Origin of the sequence: Variovorax sp. Root318D1, assembly GCF_001424835.1 — a bacterium.
Classification (GTDB): Bacteria; Pseudomonadota; Gammaproteobacteria; order Burkholderiales; family Burkholderiaceae_C; genus Variovorax.
The window spans coordinates 66016-87066 of the sequence record NZ_LMCQ01000012.1 but is presented as its reverse complement, the minus strand read 5'-3'; the positions used below and the strand labels follow the sequence as shown (position 1 = coordinate 87066).

General features: G+C 67.2%; 21 protein-coding genes. 5 read left to right on the top strand and 16 right to left on the bottom strand.

The features are described 5' to 3' along the window. The first annotated feature begins 52 nt into the window (after positions 1–52). From gatC to gatB, 3 genes are read left to right on the top strand one after another with little or no spacing between them, the layout of a single operon-like run. Positions 53–352 (top strand): Asp-tRNA(Asn)/Glu-tRNA(Gln) amidotransferase subunit GatC, encoded by a 300-nt coding sequence (gene gatC, locus ASC78_RS10670; protein WP_055800493.1) that lies wholly within the window; start codon positions 53–55, stop codon positions 350–352. Then, positions 352–1875 (top strand): Asp-tRNA(Asn)/Glu-tRNA(Gln) amidotransferase subunit GatA, encoded by a 1524-nt coding sequence (gene gatA, locus ASC78_RS10665; RefSeq protein ID WP_082517521.1) that lies wholly within the window; start codon positions 352–354, stop codon positions 1873–1875. The genes gatC and gatA overlap by 1 nt, the downstream gene beginning before the upstream one ends. A 1-nt stretch (position 1876) precedes the next feature. Further along, the gene (gene gatB, locus ASC78_RS10660; protein ID WP_055800488.1) at positions 1877–3367 is read left to right on the top strand and encodes an Asp-tRNA(Asn)/Glu-tRNA(Gln) amidotransferase subunit GatB; all 1491 of its coding nucleotides are present in this window, start codon (positions 1877–1879) and stop codon (positions 3365–3367) included. Positions 3368–3388: 21 nt separating this feature from the next. Here gatB and ASC78_RS10655 read toward each other — a convergent pair whose 3' ends face one another. Next, on the bottom strand, positions 3389–4081 hold the full coding sequence (locus ASC78_RS10655) for a DUF4124 domain-containing protein (protein ID WP_055800485.1): 693 nt from the start codon (positions 4079–4081) through the stop codon (positions 3389–3391). A gap of 9 nt (positions 4082–4090) precedes the next feature. Further along, entirely contained in the window at positions 4091–4777 is a 687-nt protein-coding gene (gene pyrE, locus ASC78_RS10650) for an orotate phosphoribosyltransferase (protein WP_055800484.1), read from the bottom strand. 12 nt (positions 4778–4789) lie between these two features. Between pyrE and ASC78_RS10645 the strand changes: the two genes are divergently transcribed. Continuing rightward, positions 4790–5593 (top strand): exodeoxyribonuclease III, encoded by an 804-nt coding sequence (locus tag ASC78_RS10645; RefSeq protein WP_055800481.1) that lies wholly within the window; start codon positions 4790–4792, stop codon positions 5591–5593. 4 nt (positions 5594–5597) lie between these two features. Here ASC78_RS10645 and ASC78_RS10640 read toward each other — a convergent pair whose 3' ends face one another. The 14 genes from ASC78_RS10640 to ASC78_RS10575 form a co-directional block, all read right to left on the bottom strand. Continuing rightward, positions 5598–6377, bottom strand: coding sequence for a GntR family transcriptional regulator (locus ASC78_RS10640; RefSeq protein ID WP_055800479.1), 780 nt, complete (start codon positions 6375–6377; stop codon positions 5598–5600). Next, the gene (locus ASC78_RS10635) at positions 6374–7045 is read right to left on the bottom strand and encodes a cysteine hydrolase family protein (protein WP_055800477.1); all 672 of its coding nucleotides are present in this window, start codon (positions 7043–7045) and stop codon (positions 6374–6376) included. Before ASC78_RS10635 ends, ASC78_RS10640 begins: the two co-directional genes overlap by 4 nt. Before the next feature lie 28 nt (positions 7046–7073). Next, positions 7074–8669, bottom strand: a complete 1596-nt coding sequence (locus ASC78_RS10630) for an ABC transporter ATP-binding protein (protein WP_200934296.1) — start codon at positions 8667–8669, stop codon at positions 7074–7076. An 11-nt stretch (positions 8670–8680) separates the two neighbouring features. Continuing rightward, positions 8681–9382 carry a biuret amidohydrolase gene (gene biuH, locus ASC78_RS10625; protein ID WP_055802033.1) on the bottom strand — a complete coding sequence of 234 codons (702 nt, stop codon included), beginning with the start codon at positions 9380–9382 and terminating at the stop codon, positions 8681–8683. Then, a complete protein-coding gene (locus ASC78_RS10620) occupies positions 9379–10380 on the bottom strand; it encodes a formamidase (protein ID WP_055800474.1) in 1002 nt (333 codons plus the stop codon). The genes biuH and ASC78_RS10620 overlap by 4 nt, the downstream gene beginning before the upstream one ends. Before the next feature lie 5 nt (positions 10381–10385). Next, entirely contained in the window at positions 10386–11309 is a 924-nt protein-coding gene (locus ASC78_RS10615; protein WP_055800471.1) for an ABC transporter permease, read from the bottom strand. After that, on the bottom strand, positions 11306–12397 hold the full coding sequence (locus ASC78_RS10610; RefSeq protein ID WP_055800467.1) for an ABC transporter permease: 1092 nt from the start codon (positions 12395–12397) through the stop codon (positions 11306–11308). The genes ASC78_RS10615 and ASC78_RS10610 overlap by 4 nt, the downstream gene beginning before the upstream one ends. 19 nt (positions 12398–12416) lie before the next feature. Further along, the gene (locus ASC78_RS10605; protein WP_055800464.1) at positions 12417–13535 is read right to left on the bottom strand and encodes a BMP family ABC transporter substrate-binding protein; all 1119 of its coding nucleotides are present in this window, start codon (positions 13533–13535) and stop codon (positions 12417–12419) included. A 53-nt stretch (positions 13536–13588) separates the two neighbouring features. Further along, positions 13589–13969, bottom strand: a complete 381-nt coding sequence (gene hpxZ / locus ASC78_RS10600; protein ID WP_055800461.1) for an oxalurate catabolism protein HpxZ — start codon at positions 13967–13969, stop codon at positions 13589–13591. Further along, positions 13966–14799, bottom strand: coding sequence for an ABC transporter ATP-binding protein (locus ASC78_RS10595; RefSeq protein WP_055800458.1), 834 nt, complete (start codon positions 14797–14799; stop codon positions 13966–13968). Before ASC78_RS10595 ends, hpxZ begins: the two co-directional genes overlap by 4 nt. Beyond that, entirely contained in the window at positions 14796–15626 is an 831-nt protein-coding gene (locus ASC78_RS10590) for an ABC transporter permease (RefSeq protein WP_055800456.1), read from the bottom strand. The genes ASC78_RS10595 and ASC78_RS10590 overlap by 4 nt, the downstream gene beginning before the upstream one ends. A 2-nt stretch (positions 15627–15628) precedes the next feature. Next, complete coding sequence (locus ASC78_RS10585) at positions 15629–16633, bottom strand: ABC transporter substrate-binding protein (protein WP_055800454.1); 1005 nt, start codon at positions 16631–16633, stop codon at positions 15629–15631. Positions 16634–16650: 17 nt separating this feature from the next. Further along, positions 16651–18378 carry an allophanate hydrolase gene (gene atzF, locus ASC78_RS10580; protein WP_055800450.1) on the bottom strand — a complete coding sequence of 576 codons (1728 nt, stop codon included), beginning with the start codon at positions 18376–18378 and terminating at the stop codon, positions 16651–16653. A 241-nt stretch (positions 18379–18619) separates the two neighbouring features. Continuing rightward, positions 18620–19483, bottom strand: coding sequence for a M48 family metallopeptidase (locus tag ASC78_RS10575; RefSeq protein WP_055800447.1), 864 nt, complete (start codon positions 19481–19483; stop codon positions 18620–18622). 58 nt (positions 19484–19541) lie between these two features. Here ASC78_RS10575 and ASC78_RS10570 point away from each other — a divergent pair, with 58 nt between their 5' ends. Next, complete coding sequence (locus ASC78_RS10570) at positions 19542–20927, top strand: AmpG family muropeptide MFS transporter (protein ID WP_082517497.1); 1386 nt, start codon at positions 19542–19544, stop codon at positions 20925–20927. The last annotated feature ends 124 nt before the right edge of the window (positions 20928–21051 follow it).

Here is a 21051-nt window from a genome sequence, read left to right as displayed (position 1 = left end):
CGGCACCCCTTCCGGCGTGCATTACCTCCGGTTTTTTTGGCCGGTTTCACCCATGTCCCTTTCCGCTTCAGATATTGCACGCATTGCCTCGCTGGCACGGCTGCAGCTTGCCCCCGATGAAAGCGAGCGCATGCTCAGCCAAATCAACGGCTTCTTCGACCTGGTCGAACGCATGCGCTCCGTCGACACCGCCGGCGTCGAGCCGCTGGCCCACCCGGTGGCCGCCGTCGAGAACGTCACGCTGCGCCTTCGCGACGACGTGGTGAGCGAGCCCGACAACCGTGAAGCCAACCAGAAGAGCGCCCCGGCTGTCGAAGCGGGACTGTTCCTCGTGCCGAAGGTGATCGAATGATGAGCGGCGAATTGCATCAGATGGGCGTGGTCGCCCTCGCCAAGGCATTGGCAGAGCGCAAGGTTTCCGCCGTCGAGACCGCGCAGCTTTTCCTCAGCCGCATGAAGGCGCACGAATCACTGGGTACTTTTGTAGACATCAACGAAGAAGTCACGCTGGCCCAGGCCCGCGCGGCCGACGCGCAAATCGCCAAGGGCAACGCGCCTGCGCTGGCCGGCGTGCCAATTGCGCACAAAGACATCTTCGTCACCACCGATTTCGCCACCACCGCCGGCTCGAAGATGCTCGCGGGCTACCGCTCGCCCTTCGATGCCACCGTGGTGCGCCGCCTGGCCGAGGCCGGCGCGGTCACGCTCGGCAAGCTGAGCTGCGACGAATTCGCAATGGGCTCGGCCAACGAGAACGTCGCCGTGCCCGCCGTGGGCCACGACAAGGCCGTGCCGGTGCAGAACCCCTGGAACCGCGAACACATTCCGGGCGGCTCCTCCGGCGCCAGTGCGGCCGCCGTGGCGGCGCGCCTCGCGCCCGCGGCCACCGGCACCGACACCGGCGGCTCGATCCGCCAGCCGGCCTCGTTCTGCGGCGTCACGGGCATCAAGCCCACCTACGGCCGCGCCTCGCGCTACGGCATGGTGGCCTTCGCATCGAGCCTCGACCAGGCCGGCCCGATGGCCCGCTCGGCCGAAGACTGCGCGCTGCTGCTGTCGGCCTTCTGCGGCCCCGACCTGGACCGCGACTCCACTTCGCTCGACAAGCCCGCGGAGAACTTCGGCCGCTCGCTCGACGACTCGCTCGAGGGCCTGCGCATCGGCGTGCCGAAAGAATTCTTCGGCGAAGGCGTGGCGCCCGGCGTACGCGCTGCCATCGATGCGGCGCTCGCACAATACGAGAAGCTCGGCGCAAAGCGCGTCGAAGTCACGCTGCCGCTCACCGAGCTGTCGATTCCCGTGTACTACATCCTGGCCGCGGCCGAAGCCTCGAGCAACCTGAGCCGCTTCGACGGCGTCAAGTTCGGCCACCGCGCGAAGCAGTACAAGGACCTGGCCGACATGTACGAGCGCACGCGCGCCGAAGGCTTCGGCGACGAGGTGAAGCGCCGCATCATGATCGGCACCTACGTGCTCTCGCACGGCTACTACGACGCGTACTACCTGCAGGCGCAAAAGGTGCGCCGCATGATCGCGGACGACTTCCAGCAGGCTTTCAAGCAATGCGACGTGATCGCCGGCCCCGCCGCGCCGACCACCGCATGGAAGATCGGCGAACACGGCGGCGACCCGGTGGCCGACTACCTGGCCGACATCTTCACGCTGCCCGCCTCGCTGGCCGGCCTGCCCGGCATGAGCGTGCCCGCGGGCTTCGATGACAGCGGCATGCAAGGCTCGAAGCAGGGCATCGGCAAGCCGATGCCCGTCGGCCTGCAGCTGATCGGCAACTACTTCGGCGAAGCCAAGCTGCTGAACGCGGCCCACCGCTTCCAGCAGGCCACCGACTGGCACACGCGCACGCCGGAGGGATTCTGAGATGAGCGAACCCGTGAACACTTTCGAAGCACAACAACAAGGCCGCCCGACCGGCCCGCTGGTGCGCGGCTATGAAGTCATCATCGGCTTCGAGACGCACGCGCAGCTGTCGACCGCGAGCAAGATCTTCAGCCGCGCCTCCACCGCCTTTGGCGCCGAGCCCAACACCCAAGCCAGCGCGGTGGACCTCGCGCTGCCCGGTACCTTGCCGGTGATGAACAAAGGCGCGGTCGAGCGCGCCATCAAGCTGGGCCTGGCGCTCGGCTCGCACATTGCGCCGCGCAGCGTGTTCGCGCGCAAGAACTATTTCTACCCCGATCTGCCCAAGGGCTACCAGATCAGCCAGTACGAGATCCCGGTCGTGCAGGGCGGCTCGGTCTCGTTCTTCCTCGGCGAAGAAAAGAAGACCGTGCGCCTGGTGCGCGCCCACCTCGAGGAAGACGCGGGCAAGTCGCTGCACGAAGACTTCATCGGCCAGAGCGGCATCGACCTGAACCGTGCCGGCACGCCGCTCTTGGAGATCGTGACCGAGCCCGACATGCGCTCCACCGCGGAAGCCGTGGCCTATGCGCGCGAGCTGCACAAGATCGTCACCTGGATCGGCATCTGCGACGGCAACATGCAGGAAGGCAGTTTCCGCTGCGACGCCAACGTGTCGGTGCGCAGGCCCGGCGAGAAGCTCGGCACGCGGCGCGAGATCAAGAACCTGAACAGCTTCAAGTTCATGCAGCAGGCGATCGACTACGAGATCAACTCGCAGATCAACGAGCTGGAAGACGGACGCAAGATCGAACAGGCCACCGTGCTGTTCGACCCCGATACCGGCGAGACGCGCACCATGCGCACCAAGGAAGACGCGGCCGACTACCGCTACTTTCCCGACCCGGACCTGCCGCCGCTCGCCATCGAGCCCGAATGGATCGAGCGCGTGCGCGCCACCATGCCCGAGCTGCCGCGCGCCATGGCCGAGCGCTATGTGCGCGACCACGGCATGTCGGAATACGACGCGGCGCAACTCACCCAAGGCCCGGCGCTCGCACGCTATTTCGACGATGCGGTGAAAGCCGGCGCCACGCCCAAGCTGGCCAGCAACTGGATCACCGGCGAGATGGCGCGCCGCCTGAACGCACAAGAAATCGGCATCGACGCCGCACCGGTCACGGCGCAGCAGCTGGCCCAGCTGGTGAAGCGCATTGCCGACGGCACGCTGCCCAACAACGCCGCGCGCCAGGTGTTCGACGCTCTCTGGACCGGCGAAGGCAGCGACGTCGACGCCATCATCGAAGCCAAGGACCTGAAGCCCATGAGCGACACCGGCGCGCTCGACAAGATCCTGGACGAGGTCATTGCCAAGAACCAGAAGAATGTCGACGAGTACCGCGCCGGCAAGGAAAAGGCCCTCAACGGCCTGGTGGGCCAGGTCATGAAGGCCAGCGGCGGCAAGGCGAACCCCGCGCAAGTCACCGAACTCCTCAAGGCCAAGCTGGCCTGATCGGCCCCCTCCGGCGGCGAGCTACTTGCCGCCGCCGTTCTGGGGCGACCAGATTTGCTTGAGGCGCGCGCGCTCCTCGTCGAAGCGCGCATTCACGCGCCTCTTCTCGTCTTCCTGCTCGCCGATGAAGCGGTTCTGCACCGCCACGCTCTGCTTGTTGTCATCGAGCTTGCGGCGCACCGCGCCCGGTGCCTTGCTGACGTCGTGCTTGTAGAACTCGAGTTCCTCGTCGATGTGCTTGCGGTCTTCACCGAGCTCTTCGAGGCGCTTCTTGGCCGCCTGGATCACCGCATCGATCTGCACCAGCGCCTCGCCGCGTTCACGGTCATGCACGGTGATGTTGGGATAGCGCACCAGCAGTGCACGCTCGCGGCGGCGCTCGTCGAGCAGCCGCGCGGCCTGCAGCGACGCCTCGCGGGCGCGGTCTTCGCGCTCGGCCAATTCGCGGGCCGTATACGTCGGCTCGATGCGGCGGCGCGTGGTGCCGCTCGGACTCAGTTCGCGCTGCTCGCGGTCGGTGCATTCGGCAATCGGGCGGTCGGCCGTCAGCGTGCGGCCGCGCGCGTCGGTGCAGGTATAGATGCTGGCGGGCGCCTGTACGGCGGGCTGCGCCGGCACTTCGGCGGGCAGCAGCATCACCAACATCGTCATCGGCAGCAGCGCCGCTGCTGCGAATGGTCGTACCCTCTGGTTCTCGAGCTTGTGCACAGGCATCGAGTTACCTCAGCGGGCGCCGTAGCGCGCGCGGTAGGCCAGCACGCGCTCCCGGTGCGCGCCCAGATCAGCGGCGGCATGGTTGCCTGACAGGTAGTTCAAGAGGTCGTCGAGCGTCGCAATGGGCACCACCGCCAGGCCCAGCTGATTGCGCACGTACTGCACCGCACTGTGGTCCACGTCGACACCGTTCTCGGTGGCTTTCTCCTGCCGGTCGAGCGCAATGGCCACCGCATGCGGCGTGGCGCCCGCGGCCTCGATGGCGGCAATCGATTCGCGCACCGCGGTGCCCGCCGACATCACGTCGTCGACGATCAGCACCCGGCCCTTGAGGGGCGCGCCCACCAGGTTGCCGCCCTCACCGTGCGCCTTGGCTTCCTTGCGGTTGTAGGCAAAGGGGTAGTTGCGGCCGCGCCGGGCCAGTTCGGCGGCCACCGTGGCGCCCAGTGGAATGCCCTTGTAGGCGGGGCCGAAGATCATGTCGAACTCGACGCCGCTCTCGATCAGCCGGTCTGCATAGAATTCGGCGAGCCGCGCGATCTTGGCGCCGTCGTCGAAAAGGCCCGAATTGAAGAAATAGGGGCTCAACCGGCCGGCCTTGGTCTTGAACTCGCCAAAGCGCAGCACGCCCGCGTCGAGCGCAAACTGGACGAAGTCCTGCGCCACCGCACTGCTTTCCACACCATCTACAGCCATCGGAATTTCCTTGTGTTCAAACTGACCAGCCTCAATCTCAATGGCCTGCGTTCGGCCGCCACGAAAGGGGTGGCGGACTGGGTGGCCGAACTTGCGCCGGATTGTATTTGCATGCAGGAAATCCGGGTCCAGGCGAGCGACATCGAGGGCCGCTTCGAAGAAATGGCGGGGCTCAAGGGCCACTTTCATTTCGCCGAGAAAAAAGGCTACGCCGGCACCGCGATCTACACGAAACACGCGCCCAGCGACGTCGTCGTGGGCTGGGGCGACGCCGAATTCGACGCTGAAGGCCGGTATCTCGAGCTGCGCTTCGACACCCCCGCCCGCAAGCTGTCGATCATCAGCTGCTATTTTCCGAGCGGGAGCTCGGGCGAGGAGCGGCAGGAGGCCAAGTTCAGGTTCCTGAAGGGGTTCTTCCCGCACCTCACCGCACTCAAGAAAGAGCGCGAATTCATCCTCTGCGGTGACATCAACATCGCGCACAAGGAGATCGACCTCAAGAACTGGCGCGGCAACCAGAAGAACAGCGGCTTCCTGCCCGAGGAGCGCGCTTGGATGACCCGGCTGCTCGACGCCGGCACCGACGGCGCGGGCCTGGTGGACGTCTACCGCACGCTCAAGCCCGACACCACGGGCGAGGCCTACACATGGTGGAGCAACCGCGGCCAGGCCTATGCAAACAACGTGGGATGGCGGCTCGACTATCACTTGGCCACGCCCAACACGGGCGCCCTGGCGCGCACCGAGCAGATCTACAAGACCATCAAGTTCAGCGATCACGCGCCGATCACGGTCGAGTACGACTTCACGCTCTGACCGGTCAGCGCGGCGCGGCCGTCTTGCCCGCATGCCGCGCCAGGTGAACCTGGTGCAGCGTGATCTTGCGCACCTCGGCCTGGCTGGTCTCGATGTGCGCGCGCAGCAGCATCGCAGCCTGGTCACCGCGGTTGGCGCGAATGGCCTTGAGGATCTTGCCGTGCTCCTCGTAGGTGGCGTCGATGCGCGGCTGCTGGGTGAAATCGAGCCGGCGGATGATGCGGATGCGGTCGGTCACGTCGCTGTGAACGCGCGCCATCTCGGCGTTGCCCGCGGCAGCCACCAGCGCGCAATGAAAAGCCTCGTCCCATTGCGCCACCTGCGCGGTGTCGCTGCTGCGCTGCGCCACCGGCACCAGCCAGATGTCGGCCAGCGCGTCGAGCACGCTGCGGTCGACGCGGCGGTCGGCTTCGCACAAGCGGTGCACGGCGGTGGTCTCCAGCACCATGCGCAGGTCGTAGAGCTGCTCGAACTGGTCGAAGTCGAAGGGCAGCACGCGCCAGCCGCTGCGAAACAGCACTTCGACAAAACCTTCCTGCTGGAGGCGGAACAGCGCCTGGCGCACGGGCGTGCGCGAAACGCCGAGCCGCTCGCTGATCTCGTTCTCGGTGAAACGGTCGCCGGGCACGAGGATGAAATCGGCCACGTCGCGCTTGAGCTGCGCGTAGACCTCGTCGGCGCGGGTACGAAAAACGGTCGCGTCGGCGGCGGCGGGAACGGCGGATGCGGGTGAAGTGGAGCGGGAGCGAACGGTAGACACGTGTGGAATGGTAGTCGCTGTCATCGCCCGCCGAGAAGCGCCGCCAAGAGCGCGGCGCTCGGCGCGGTCCAGCCGACGATTCCGCCCTGGGCACGCACCATGTCGAGCGTGGCGGCCTTGAAGGCCGGAAAGTAGCTTTCGGTGCAGTCTTCGAGCAAGAGGCAGTCGTAGCCGCGGTCATTGGCTTCGCGCATCGAGGTCTGCACGCAGACTTCGGTGGTGACGCCGCCGAACAGCAGGTGCGTGATGCCGCGCTGTTGCAGCAGCTCGTGCAGGCCGGTGGCGTAGAAAGCGCCTTTTCCGGGTTTGTCGACGACGATCTCGCCGCCGATGGGCGCGAGCGCATCGATGATCTGGTTGCCCGGTTCCCCGGCCACGAGGATGCGACCCATCGGGCCTTCGTCGCCGATGCGCAAGGCGGGGTTGCCGCGGTTTCGCTTGGCGGGCGGACAGTCGGAGAGGTCGGGCTTGTGCGCCTCCCGGGTGTGCACCACGAGGCCTCCGGCTTCCCGCCATGCCTGCAAAGCTGTTCTTGTCGCCGGAACGATCGCTTCGAGCAAGGACACGTCGTTGCCCAAGGTTTCGCCGAAGCCGCCGGGTTCGATGAAGTCGCGCTGCATGTCGATGAGGACCAGCGCGGTGTTCCTGATCTCGAACTCGTAGGGGAAGGGGATGGCTTCTTCTATGCGCATGGTGTTGCTCTTTGATTCAAAGGGCCGCTCATGCCGCAGCCTTCAGTGGCTCGTGGTGCCCACCGCCCATGTGCGCCCCGATCACATGCCTCTCAGCGCCTGCAGCCGAAGTCTCGAACACGATGCGTCCCTCGCTCATCACGACGATGCGGTCGGCCAGCTCCAGCAGTTCGTCGAGGTCTTCGCTGATGAGCAGCACCGCCCCGCCCTTCTCGCGCACCTGCACGATGCGCTCGTGGATCTCGGCCACGGCGGCAAAGTCGAGGCCGAACACGGGGTTGGCAGCGATCAGCACATTGATGTCGCCGGCGAGCTCGCGCGCCAGCACCGCGCGCTGCACGTTGCCGCCCGACAGGCTGCGGATCGCGGCGCCTTCGCCCTGCGTCTTGACCCCGTATTCGGCAATCCACTCGCGCGCCCGGTTGCGCCAGAACGGAAAATTCAGCACGCCGCCACGCGACAACGGAGGCCTGTCGAAATCGCGCAGCGCCATGTTCTCCGCCACGCTGAGGTCGCCCACGCACGCGTTGCGCAGCGGCTCCTCGGGCAGGCTGCGCACCTTGAGGCGTCGGTTTTCTGCGCGCCGTGCGCTGTAGGGCTGGCCCATGACGCTCACCTTGCCGGCGAGCCGTGGGCGCTGCCCGACCAGCGCCTCGACCAGCTCGCGCTGGCCGTTGCCCGAGACGCCCGCTACGCCGAGAATTTCGCCCGCGCGCACGGAAAGTGCCAGGTCGTGCAGCGCCAACGTGCCCCGGTCGCCTTGCGCCTTGAGTCCTTCGACCTTCAGTGCAATGGGCGCCGCAGCGAGCACGGGCTTTCTTGCGACGGGTGATGCAGCCGGTGCGGAAACCGCAGCGTCCTCGCCGCCCATCATGGCTCCAGCCAACCGCGCCGGGCTCGTGTCCGCCACGCGGCAATGGTGCACCGCCTTGCCGCGGCGCAGCACCGTCACGCTGTCGGCATAGGCCATCACTTCGCGGAACTTGTGCGTGATGATGAGCACGGTGCACAGGCCGCTCTTCGCGAATTCGCGCACGTGGCCCAGCACTTCGTCGGCCTCCTGCGGCGTGAGCACCGAGGTCGGTTCGTCGAGGATCAGGAGGCGCGGCTTCAGGTAGAGCTGCTTCAGCAGTTCGAGCTTCTGCTTCTCGCCCGCCGCGAGCTCCGACGGCCGCACGTCGAGGTCGAGGCTGAAGGGCGTGGTCGCCAGAAAAGCCTTGAGCTCGGCTCGCTTCGCCTTCCAGTCGATCAGCGCCGGTGTCTTGCCGCCCGCGAGCAGAAGGTTCTCGGCCACGGTCATGCCCGGCGCGAGTGTGAAGTGCTGGTACACCATGCCGATGCCGAGCGCGCGCGCCACGATGGGGTTGGCAATGTCCTGCTCGCGGCCATCGATCAGGATGCTGCCCTCTTCCGCGCGCTGGAAGCCGGCCACGCACTTCACGAGCGTGCTCTTGCCCGCGCCGTTCTCGCCAAGGAGCGCATGCACAGTGCCGGGCTCGACGCGCATCGTCACGCGGTCCATCGCGGTGAAGGCACCGAAGCGCTTGGTCAGCTCATACGTGTCGAGCGCGAGCGCGCCGCTGCCCGCAGGCAGCGCACCGATGGCGTGAGGCGTGGTGCTCATGCGTGGGTCGCTCAGTCCAGCGCCGCCAGCAGCTGCTGCGAGGTGGCGTGCGCGCCGAACACGCCGCCCTGCATCGTGATCATCTTCAGCGCCGCCAGGTGGTTGCCGTGGTCGGTGGCGGCGGTGCAATCGGACAGCAGCAGACATTCGAAGCCGCGGTCGTTGGCGTCGCGCATGGTGGTGTGCACGCAGACGTCGGTGGTGATGCCCGCAAGAATCAGGTTCTCGATGCCGCGCGTGCGCAGGATCAGCTCCAGGTCCGTCGCGTAGAACGAGCCCTTGCCGGGCTTGTCGATCACCACCTCGCCGGGCAGCGGCGCCAGTTCGGGAATGATCTCCCAGCCCGGCTCGCCGCGCACCAGGATGCGCCCGCACGGCCCGTCGTCCCCAATGCCCACGCCGCCCGCGCCAATCTGCCGCGAACGCCAGCGCTTGTTGGCGGGCAGGTCGGCCAGGTCCGGCCGATGGCCTTCGCGCGTGTGGATGATGTGAAAGCCCAGTGGCCGCAGCGCCGCCAGCGTGCGCGCGATGGGCTGGATCGGCGCCTGCACCAGCGAGAGGTCGTAGCCCATCACGTCGACGTATCCGCCCTTGCCGCAGAAGTCGGTCTGCATGTCGATGACGATGAGCGCAGTGTTGTCGGGCCGCAGCGCGCCGTTGTAGGGCCAGGCATAGGGCTCGGCGGCGATGTGGCGAGTGGGTGCGGTGTTCATTGCGTGCTTCCTTCGTAGGTACGCTCGGGCGGCGCGAAGCCGCAGCTGCTGCCGTCGGTCACCTTCACGTCGGCGCTCCATGGCAGCTTGTAGGTTCCGGCGGCCATATCGTGCATGTAGGTGTAGGGGCAGTCCTGCGCGCCGCCCTTCACCGCCACGTAGCCGCGGTGGTAGAGCTGGTAGATGTTGTTCTCCACGCCCCAGCCGGTGCGTGCCTCGCGCACGAGGTCGGGCCGCAGCTCGGCGGTGATGATCTCGTCGACGCGGCCGCCGCCTTCGGCCAGCACGGTGCCGTCGAAGTTGCAGAACATGCCCTCGCCCATCGAGTCGAAGCTGCCGTCGCTGCCGCACAGGCACACGCTCGCGGTGTAGGCCAGGTTGCAGAAGGCGTTGGCCTGGTTGGTGATTTTCCACGCATGGCGGATGGGCGCGGTGTAGCCGGCGGTGCGCAGGATGATCTCGGCCCCCTTGTATGCGGCCTCGCGCGCCATCTCGGGAAACATGCCGTCGTGGCAGATGATGAGCGACAGCTTGCTGCCGTTCGGCCCGTCGCACACCGGCACGCCCAGGTTGCCGGGCTCCCACGGTTCCACCGGCACCCACGGATGCAGCTTGCGGTAATAGAGCCTGATCTCGCCGTCGGCGTCGATGATGAGGCCGCTGTTGTAGGGATTGCCGCCGGGGTTGGCTTCCATGATCGAGAAGCAGCCCCAGATGCGGTGCGCGATGCAGGCCGCCTTGAACGCGGCCACTTCGGGCCCGTCGAGCGTGCACAGGATCTCGGGGTTCATGTCCATCGAGAGGCCGTGCAGTGCGTACTCGGGGAACACCACCAGGTCCATCGTCGACTGGTTGCGGCGCGCCTTGGCCACCATGGCGCAGATGCGCTCGGTCTGCGCGGCCAGGTCCGCTGGCGTCTTCACGCTCGGCAGCTGCAGCTGCACCAGGCCGACGACCACGCCGTGCGCCGATTTGTTGAGGCCTCCGAGACCGCTCATGGCGTTCAGCTCCTTGTCGATGAAAGTTCGCCGGGGCTTCCGGCGGCCGCCGCTCCCGGCTTGCAGGTGAACACCAGGATCACCAGCGTGAGCACGTAGGGCACGGTGTTGAACAGGTGGTAGCCCCAGCCGACGCCGATGGACTGCAGCGCGGGCCCGATGGCGCCCGCGCCGCCGAAGAGCAGCGCCGCGCCGACACAGCGCAGCGGGCTCCAGCGCGCGAAGATCACGAGCGCCACCGCGATCAGGCCCTGGCCGCTCGAGATGCCTTCGTTCCAGCTGCCCGGATAGAACAGCGTGAGCGACGCACCGCCGAGCCCGGCGATGAAGCCGCCCGCCGTCGTCGCCGCGATGCGCAGGCCCGACACCGAATAGCCGAGCGCGCGCGTGGCCTGCGCCGAATCGCCGGCCATGCGCACCAGCAAGCCGGCGCGCGTGCGGGCAAAGCCCCACCAGAGCAGCACGGCCAGCACCACGCCCACGGGCACCAGCGCGTTGAGCTGCAAGGCGGAACGCACCACCGGGTTGTCGCTCCAGAAGCCGAGCGGTATCGCGGGAATCTGCGGCGCCTGCGGCTGGATGAGCGGCTTGCCGAGGTAGAACGCCAGGCCAGTGCCGAGCAACATGAGCGCAATGCCGGTGGCCACGTCGTTCACGCGGTCGAGCGAACACAAGAGGCCATGCAGCAGTGCAAGCAGTGCGCCCGCCACCGCGCCGATCAGCACGCCGAGCCAGGCCGAATCGGTGAGGTACGCGCCGCCGAAAGCCGCCATGGCCGACAGCACCAGCACGCCTTCGAGCCCGAGGTTGATGCGGCCCGATTTTTCGGTGAGGCATTCGCCCAGGCTCACGAACAGGAATGGCGCGCCCACGCGCAGCGCGCCGCCGACGATGCCCGCCACGAGGGCGATCCACTGGTCCGCGGTCATTGGACGGCCTCCGCGGCTGGTGCCGCAGCAGCTGCTGCATTCGCCTTGGGAATGGCCTTGCGGCCCAGCGCCTTCCAATCGACCATGCGCAAACCCTCGCTCGCAAGGATCAGCACGAAGGCGATGCCTTGCAGCACCAGCACCGAGGCATCGGGCAGCCCGAGGCGGCGCTGCAACAGGCTGCCGGCCGCACCGAAGCCGCCGAAGAGAATGGCGACCGGCACGATGGCCACCGGGTTGTGCCGTGCGATGAAGGACACGAGGATGCCCGCATAGCCATAGCCCGCGATCAGCGAGGCGTTGGCGTTGGTGTGCACCGCCGCCACCTCCACCGCGCCCGCGAGCCCCGCGCAGGCGCCGCCCAAGCCGCAGGCGCTGAGGATGAGCCGCGTGGCCGGTAGCCCGACGAGCTGCGCGGTGCGCGGATTGCCGCCCACCACGCGCACTGAAAAGCCCGAGGCCGTGGCGCGCAGCCACCATCCGAGCCCCAGGCAAGCCACCACGCCGATGACGAATCCCCAGTGCACGTCGGAACCGCCGATGCCGCCGATCAGCAAGCCGGTGTCGAGCGCATAGGTCGAGGGTTTGTTGAGACTGGCGGGGTCGCGCAGCGGCCCTTCGACCAGGTGCTTGAAGATGCCGATGGCAATGTAGGCCAGGAGCAGGCTGCTGATGGTTTCGTTGATGCCACGGTACTGGCGCAGCCAGCCCGCAAGAACGATCCACAGCGCGCCGGCCAACGCACCGGCAAGGCAGACCATCGCCGTCCCCGCCATGTTGCCGGGCAGCGGCACTGCATGCGCGAGCGCGGCCGAGGCCAGGCCGCCCAGCACCAGCGCGCCTTCGCCGCCAATGACGATGAGACCTGCGCGCGCCGGCAGCGCCACGCACAGGGCAGTGAGCATCAGCGGCGCGGCGCGCTGCAAGGTGTTCTGCCAGGAGAACCAGTCGCCGAACGCGCCCTTGAAGAGCGTCGCCCAGACCTCCACTGGATCGACCCCGGCAAAGGCCACCAGCACGCCGAACAACAGCAGCGCCGCCGCAATGGCGAACACCGGCAGGGCGAATTCCTTGAGCGCGTGGCGCATGGCGTCGATGCGGCGCGTATCAGGCCGAACCGATGACGCCTTCGACCAGGTAGTTCATCTTTTCCAGCTCGAGGTCGGTCTGCTTCAGCACCTTGCCGGCCGGCACCACGACGGCGCCCTTGTTGTCCTTGATGCCGTCCTTGAAGATGTCGAAGGTGCCCGCGATCATCTTGGCCTTGATTTCGTCGGCCTGCTTCTTCGCGGCGTCCGGCACCATGGGGCCGTAGGCGGACATCTTCACGTAGCCTTCCTTCAGGCCGCCGCGCAAAAAGTTGGGGTGCGGCTTGCCGCTTTGCGCGGCCTCGATGGCGGTCTTGTAGGCCGTAAGCCAGTTCCACTCGGCACCGGTGAGGTACGCGTTGGGCGCCAGCTTGGCCTGGCTCGCGTGGTAGCCGCAGACCATCTTGCCGCGCTTGGCTGCTGTCTCGACCACCACCTTGGGGCCGTCGACGTGCATGGTGAACACGTCGCAGCCCTGGTCGGCCAGGCTGTTGGTGGCTTCCGCTTCCTTCACGGCCATCGACCAGTCACCCGTGAAGATCACGCTGCAGGTGATGTTCGGCTTGACCGAGCGCGCGCCGAGCGTGAAGGCATTGATGTTGCGCAGCACCTGCGGAATCGGCTTGGCGGCGACGAAGGCGATCTTGTTGCTCTTGGTCATGTGGGCCGCGATCACGCCGTTCAAAAACTGGCATTCGTCGATGTAGCCGAAGAAGCTGCCGGCGTTCTTGGGATGCTTGCCTTCGGTCCAGAGGCCGCCGCAGTGGGAGAAGCGCACGTCGGGGTTCTTGGGCGCCACCGCGAGGATGTGCGGATCGAAGTAGCCGAACGACGTGGGGAACAGCAGCTTGGCGCCGTCCTGCGAAATCATGCCTGCCATGGTTTTCTGCACGGCCGCGGTCTCGGGCACGTTCTCTTCTTCCACCACCTTCACGCCGGGCAACTTCTTGACTTCGGCCGCGGCCATGGCGTGCGCCTGGTTGTATCCGTAGTCGTCGCGTGCACCGACGTAGATCACGCCGACGGTCAGCGGCTTGGCCTGTGCACCGGCAAGGGCGCTCCAGCCCCCCAGGGTGCCTGCGGCGCCGAGCGCGGCCAGGGATTTGAGGGAATCGCGGCGGTTGATGGGGCTGGTCATGGCTTTCTCCGATCTTGGATACAAGGTGGGGTGCAAAAAATGTGCCTGCGTGTTCAGTCCATCAGGCTCACGTGCGCGGCGACCACGCGCCAGCCTTCGGCGGTGCGCAGCCAGGTCTGGCTCTGGCGGCCGGTCTGGCGGCTGCCTTCGCGGCGGAACTCGACGTTGGCCGTCGCAAGGTCGCGGCCGTAGGTGGTGATGACGGTGCGCAGCAGCTCGCGCGGCGGGCTCTGCACCGGCAGCGACGCGCGGAAGGCGCGGATGTCGGCGTGGCCGTAGTGGTTCTCCGAGAAGCCGTAGCGCAGCGTGTGCGGGCTGTTCCAGAACAGCTCGTCGAGCACCTCGCGCTGGTTGGTGACGAGCGCTTCTTCGTAGCGCGCGAACACGGCCGTCACTTCGGCGAGCACCTCGGGAATGTTGATCTCCGGGGTCATCTGCGAACCTCTCGCTGGAAGATGTCGAGGCTGAACTTCTTCATCGCGACGAAGCTGTCGCTGCTCAGCGTCTCCAGGGTGCGCGGCCGCGCGTCGCCGTAGCGCAGGATCTCGGCCACCTTGGTCGGCCGCTTGGTCAGCAGCAGCACCTCGTCGGCCAGGTACACGGCCTCTTCGAGGTCGTGCGACACCAGGAGCATGGTGGTGCCGGTCTGCATGAACACCTCCTGCAGCTTCTCGCGGATGAAGAGCGTCATCTCGAAGTCGAGCGCCGAGAACGGCTCGTCGAGAAACAGCACCTCGGGGTTGGGCGCGAGCGCCCGCATGATGGATGCGGTCTGCTGCTGGCCACCCGAGAGTTCGTAGGGAAAGCGCTTGAGGTCGAACTTGACGTCGAACGACGCCACCAGCTCTTCCATGCGCCGGTCGACCTCGGCCTTGCTGCGCCCTTCGAGCTTCAGCGGATAGGCGATGTTGTCGATGGTGCGCATCCACGGGAACATCGCCTCGCGGTAGTTCTGGAACACGTAGCCGATCTTGGTGTCCTTGCGCTCTTTGCCGTCGAACAGGATCTCGCCCGAGTCGATGGGAACGAGCCCCGCGATCATGTTGATGAGCGTGGACTTGCCGCAGCCGTTGGGGCCGAACACCGAGACGATCTTGTGCTTGGGAATGTCGAGGTCGAAGTTCTCGTAGAGCGGCCAGCCCGCAAAGTACTTGGTGAGCCCGCGAATGGTGATGTGGGTGCCGGCCGGGCCGGGCTTGAAGACAGGCTTGGGCACGTCGGCATACACCGGGCCGTTGACGACGATGTCGGGTGTCACTTTCATCGTCCGCTCCAATGCACGATGCGGCGCTCGGCAACCAGGAAAAGAATGTTGAGCGCATAACCCAGTGCGCCCGCCGCGAGGATCGCCGCGTACATGCTCTTCACGTTGAGCACCTGCTGCGCATCGATGATGCGGTGGCCGAGTCCGGTGTCGGAGCCGATGAACATCTCGGCCACGATGACGATCACCAATGCCATCGACACCGCCGAGCGCAGGCCCACGAAGCTGGGCTGAAGGCTTTCCCACACCAGCACGTCCTTGAAGATCTGCCAGCGCGAGGCGCCCATGACGCGCGCCGCCATCACGCGCTGCTTGCGCGCATTGATCACGCCGTAGGCGCTGTTGAACACCACGATGAGCAGCGCGCCGAAGGCCGCGATGGCCACCTTGTTGACGTCCGACACGCCAAAGATCAACAGGAACAGCGGAATCAGCGCGGACGAAGGCGTGGAGCGGAAGAAGTCGATCAGGAATTCGACGCTGCGATACGCCTTTTCGTTGCTGCCGAGCAGCACGCCCAGCGGCACGCCGACCACCGCCGCAATGGCAAAGGCTTGCAGCGTGCGCCACACGGTCATCGCAAAGTCAGTGAGCAGCGGCCCGCCCGCAAGCCCCGTGATGAGAGCCGCAACGGTGTCGGCCGGGGTGGGCAGCAGGATCGGCTTGATGAATCCGAGCCGCACCGCCAGGTCCCACACGATGAACAGCACCACGGGTCCGATGAAGGGCAGCAGCCTGTCGCGCAGCGGCGGCTTCGGTGCCGCCGCATTGGCGCCGGCCGCTGGCGGTGTCCACGGCGCGGCCGTGGTCGTGCTTGCGTCGGCCATGGTCAAGCCTTGTAGAGCAGGCCGTCCACCAGCACCTTCTTCTCGAAGATGCCTTTCTCTGTGAACAGGTCATAGAACTTCTGGAAGTACGCCACGTCGCTCGGCTTGAACTCGTTGTAGAGCATGTAGGAGGCGAGCGGCACTTCGGCTGTGAGCTTGCCTTCGATGGCGGTGTAGCCCTTCATGTGCTGGCGGGCGTCGTCGGGCTTGGTGCGCACCAGTTCGACGCCGCGCGCATAGGCGGCGATGTACTTCTTGGCCACTTCGGGGTTCTTCTTGATGAACTCGCTGGTGAGGCTGGCCGCGCCGCCGTGCCAGGGTGCCATCGGATCACCCAGGATGTACTTGGCGACCACGCCGGCCTCGATGACGCGCGTGGTGCCGTTCATGCGGCCCACGGTGCCGGTGGGCTCGAGCGTGTAGCAGGCGTCGACCTGGCCCGCGACGAGCGCGGCCACGTGCTGGCCGATGGGGAGCTCGCTCACCGTGGCGCCCTTGGCGCCCGCGCGTTCGAGCATGGTCTTGCACAGGGTCACGTTCTGGATGCCGGGGCCGGAGGCGATCTTCTTGCCGGCCAGCTCGGCCATGGTCTTGATCGGACTGTCCTTGGCGACGATGAATTCGTCGAGCACGAACTTGGCGTTGCTCGGGTTGGTGCAGAAGATCTTGAAGAGCCCCGGCTGTGCGATCTCGCCGATGGCGAGGTTGGCCGAGCCGGTACCGTTGGAGCTGCCGTCGCAGCGGCCCGCGAGCATGCCTTCCATGACCTGCTGTGCGCCCGCGAACTTGAGCGGCTCCACGTCCAGGCCCGCCTCCTTGAAATAGCCGCGGTCCACCGCCGCAAAGAAGGGCAGCCCCGCGGCCACGGGCCAGAAGCCGATGCGGATCTTCGGTGCGGCTTGCGCGCGCACGATGGCGGGCGCGGCCAGCACGGCCAGCCCCGCGGCGCCGGCCTGGAGCAACTGGCGGCGCGACGCGGCGGCGGGCGATTTCTCAGGGATGCTCATGAAGACTCCTCGATCGGTCAGGTTGGAATGGCTTGGAAAGAAGCGCCGGCAGCGGCAGGGGTGCGGCTCGCGATGTAGGCGCGCCAGCCGCCGTGGTGGCTCACGTCTTCGGCATTGGCCAGTGCGTGGCCTTCGCAGATGAAGCCGTGCACCCAGCTGCCGTCTTCGAGTTCGACGCTGCCCAGGCCCAGCGGCGGCGGAATCAGCGCCAGGAAGCCGCCGACCTGCGCAAGGGGAACGGACCACACTTCGAGCGCGATGGCCGTTCCGCCGCTGGGGCAGCGCTGCAGGCCCGGCTTGGGCGGCACCGTGCCCGGCAAGGCATGCAGGCTGTAGCAGGGCGAAGTGGTGGTGGCGCGCAGCAGCGTGGCGCCGCGTTCGGTGAGCTGGCCGTTGAGCGGCATGCCCGAAAGGTGCGCGCCGACGACGGCGATGGGCATGGTCTGCACCACGGGCGCGCCCAGGCCCGGCACGGGCTTCGATTCGGGCAGCGGCAATCCCGTGGCGCCCTGCGGCAGGCCGGTGGCGTGGTGGTAGCGCTGGCCCAGATCGGCCAGCGCGAGATCGCTGCCGCAGGGGCCGATCAGCGTGATGCCGAAGGGCAGGCCGTCGGCGCGGATCGCGCTGGGCACCGAGATGGCGGCGTAGTCGAGCAGGTTGACGAAGTTGGTGTACGCGCCAAGGTTGCGATTGAGCACGACCGGGTCGGCGCGCATCTCGTCGCGCGTGTAGTGCGTGGGCGCAGTCGGCACCAGCAGCACGTCGATGCCGCGCCACATCGGCTCGGCCTGCTGTGCGAATGCGCGCAACCGGGTCTGGGCCTCGAACACGTCGGCCGCGCTGTAGCCACGGCCGCTCTCGAGGATGCCGCGCACCGGCTCGATCACCTGCGAGCCGTGCGCATCGAAGAACTCGCGCACCGCGGCATAGCGCTCGGCTACCAGCGCGCTTTCATAGAGCAGCGCGGCGGCTTCGGCCAACGGCGCGTAGGGAATGATCACTGCCGTGCCGCCGAGCGCGACGAGCCGCGCCTGCGCATCGCGAAAGGCTTCTTCGGCCACGCTGTCGCCGAAGAAGCTCAGCGCGTCCGGCACGCCGAACCGGAAAGCGGAGGGGAACGGGTCGGTGCGCAGCGCGAGCTCGCGCGAATAGGGGTCGCGCGCGTCCGGCCCGGCAGCCGCCAGGAGCACGTCGACCGCCAGCGCCACGGTGCGCGCGAAGATCGATACGCAGTCGGCGCTCTGGGCCGCGGGCACCACGCCGAAGGCGCTTAGCAAGCCGCGCGAAGGCTTGATGCCGACGATGTTGTTGAGCCCGGCGGGCACCCGGCCCGAACCGGCGGTGTCGGTGCCGAGCGCGAAGTCGACCTCGCCCGCGGCCACCACGTAGGCCGAACCCGAACTGGAGCCGCCCGAGACGTAGCGCGGATCGAAGGCATTGGGCACTTCGCCATAAGGAGAGCGGGTGCCGTTCAGGCCGCAGGCGAACTGGTCGAGGTTGGTCTTGCCGAGCAGCGATGCACCGGCATCGAGCAGTTTCTGCACCACCGCCGCGTGTACCGAGGGCCTGCGGTCGAAAGCCGGACAGGCTGCCGTGGTGGGCACGCCGGCCACGTCGATGTTGTCCTTGACGGCAAAGCGCAGGCCGGCGAGCGGCCGGTTGCCGGTGTCCGCGCCGGGCACGGGCTGCGCGAAGCGTGCAATCCACGCAGCGGCAGCCGATCCGTTTTTTTCATGCACCATCATCAGGCATCCAAACTTGTGTACAAGTCGAGATGCAAGCAATGTGCCAGGGGCGATCGACCCTCTTTCAACGCCGTGGTGGAGGAATTACTCCCTCTCCCTCTGGGAGAGGGTTGGGGTGAGGGCTCCGTGCCGCCGATGACGCGCGGCTCATATATGAAGGCCGCTGCCCTCACCCCCGCCCTCTCCCGGAGGGAGAGGGAGTCATACGTCAGCCCGCCCTCCCCGAAGGACGGGCCATACCTCAGCCCCGCTTGGCTTCCCTGTAAAGCTTCTCCACCTTCGGCAGATTGGCTTCGAGCTGCTGGATCCGATCCGGCCCGCTCGGGTGGGTGGACAGGAAACTCAGCCCGCCCTGGTTCTTGGACGCCGCGGCCATCTTCTTCCAGAGCGATACCGAGGCCTGGGGGTCGTAACCCGCGCGGGCCGCGAGCTCCAGGCCAACGAGATCGGCCTCGGTCTCGTCGCTGCGGCTGAACTTCAGCGTGAGCAGCTGCGTGCCGGCACGGGCCGCCAGGTCGCCCATCTGGCCGAGGCCCAGCAGCTGCGCGCCGATGGAGAGCGCGGCGCCGGTGCCGGCGCTCTTGGCCATGCGCGCACGCGCATGCTCGCGCAGCGCATGGGCCATCTCATGCCCCATCACCATCGCAACCTCGTCGTCGCTGAGCTTGAGCTGCTCGAGGATGCCGGTGAAGAAAGCGATCTTGCCGCCGGGCATGCAGAAGGCGTTGATCTGCTTGCTGCCGATGAGATTGACCTCCCATTTCCACTGCTGCGCCCGGCTGTTCCACGGCGTGGCAAAGGGAATCAGGCGGGTCGCGATGGTGCGCAGCCGCTGCAGCTGCGCATTGCCGTCGCCAGCAAGCGCCCCCTTGGCGCGCGCCTTTTCGAGCAGCTGGCCGTACTGCTGCACGCCGGCGGCCTCGATGCGGTCGGCCGGCACGAGGTTGCGCGCCATCGATGCATTGCCCACGTTCACCTGCGCCAGCGCCGGGCCTGTGAGCACCGCGCCGGCCGCAGCCAAGAGAAAGGCCCGCCGCGGCTGCCAGGCCGAAGCGCGGGAAAGCAAGTCGGCGGAAGGAACGAGAGGCTCGCATCGTGTGCACATGCGCGGATCATAGGAACAATTGCCGACAAAAAGACGGCTCGGCGCCGGGCGCGCCCTCATGGACAATCCGAGGCTCATGTCTGCCCAGCCCGCCGAAACCCCCACCGCCTCTTCCCTGCCCTGGCGCGACGCGCTGAAGGTCTATCTCGAGCCCGCCACCCTGCGCATGCTGGCCCTCGGCTTTTCCGCCGGGTTGCCGCTGTTGCTGGTGCTGGGCACGCTGAGCTTTCGGCTGCGCGAGGCGGGCATCGACCGCACCACCATCGGCTACCTGAGCTGGGTCGGGCTGGCCTACGGCTTCAAGTGGGTCTGGGCGCCGCTGGTCGACCGGCTGCCGCTGCCGCCGCTCACCACGCTGCTCGGGCGCCGGCGCGGCTGGCTGCTGCTGGCGCAGGGGCTGGTGATCGTGGGACTGGTCGGCATGGCGCTCAACGACCCCCGCAACGGCCTCACGCCGCTGATCTGGTGCGCACTGCTGGTGGCCTTCGGTTCGGCCACGCAGGACATCGCGCTCGACGCCTTCCGCATCGAGTCGGCCGAAACGCGCAAGCAAGCCGCGCTCGCCGCCGCCTACCAAACCGGCTACCGGCTGGCGATGATCTGGGCCGGCGCCGGCGTGCTGTGGGTCGCCGCCTGGGCCGAGGTGGCTCCGGCGGCGGCCGTCACCGGCGCTGCGGCCTACCAGAACGGCGCCTGGAAAACGGCCTACCTGGTGATGGCGGCCTCGATGGCGGTCGGCGTGCTCACGGTGCTGCTCTCGCCCGAGCCCGTGCGGCGCGTGCTGCCCAAGCCGAAGAACGCCGCCGAATGGCTACAAAGCGTGCTGATCGAGCCCTTTGCCGATTTCATCCGCCGCTACAAGTGGCAGGCCGCGCTGATCCTCTCGCTGATTGCGATCTACCGCATCAGCGACGTGGTGATGGGCATCATGGCCAACCCGTTCTACGTGGACATGGGCTTCACCAAGGACGAAGTGGCTACGGTGAGCAAGATCTATGGCGTGGTCATGACGCTGGCGGGCGCCTTCGTGGGCGGCGTGCTGTCGATGCGCCTGGGCGTGATGCGCGTGCTGATGCTGGGCGCGGTGCTCAGCGCGGGGAGCAACCTGCTCTTTGCCTGGCTGGCCTCGCGCGGACACGACCTGACCGCGCTGATCGCGGTGGTGTCGGCGGACAACCTGGCGGGCGGCATTGCCTCGGCGGCGTTCATCGCCTACCTGTCGAGCCTTACGAACATCAGCTACTCGGCCACGCAGTACGCCCTGTTCAGCTCGCTGATGCTGTTGCTGCCGAAGTTCATCGCCGGCTACTCGGGCGTGTTCGTCGATGCCTACGGCTACGCCCAGTTCTTCACCGCCACCGCCCTCCTGGGCGTGCCGGTGCTGCTGCTGGTGGCGCTGGCCGCCCGGATCACCACGACCACAGGCCCGGCCGAGCGTCAATAGAGCACGGGCCTTATAGGAAAACAGCTGACGCAGCGCGGCCCGCTCAACTGGTAGGCTTTGACAATTAGGTTACCTTTCAAGTTACTTTCGCCTCGCTTTGGAAAAAAGCGTTTCCCTCTCACTC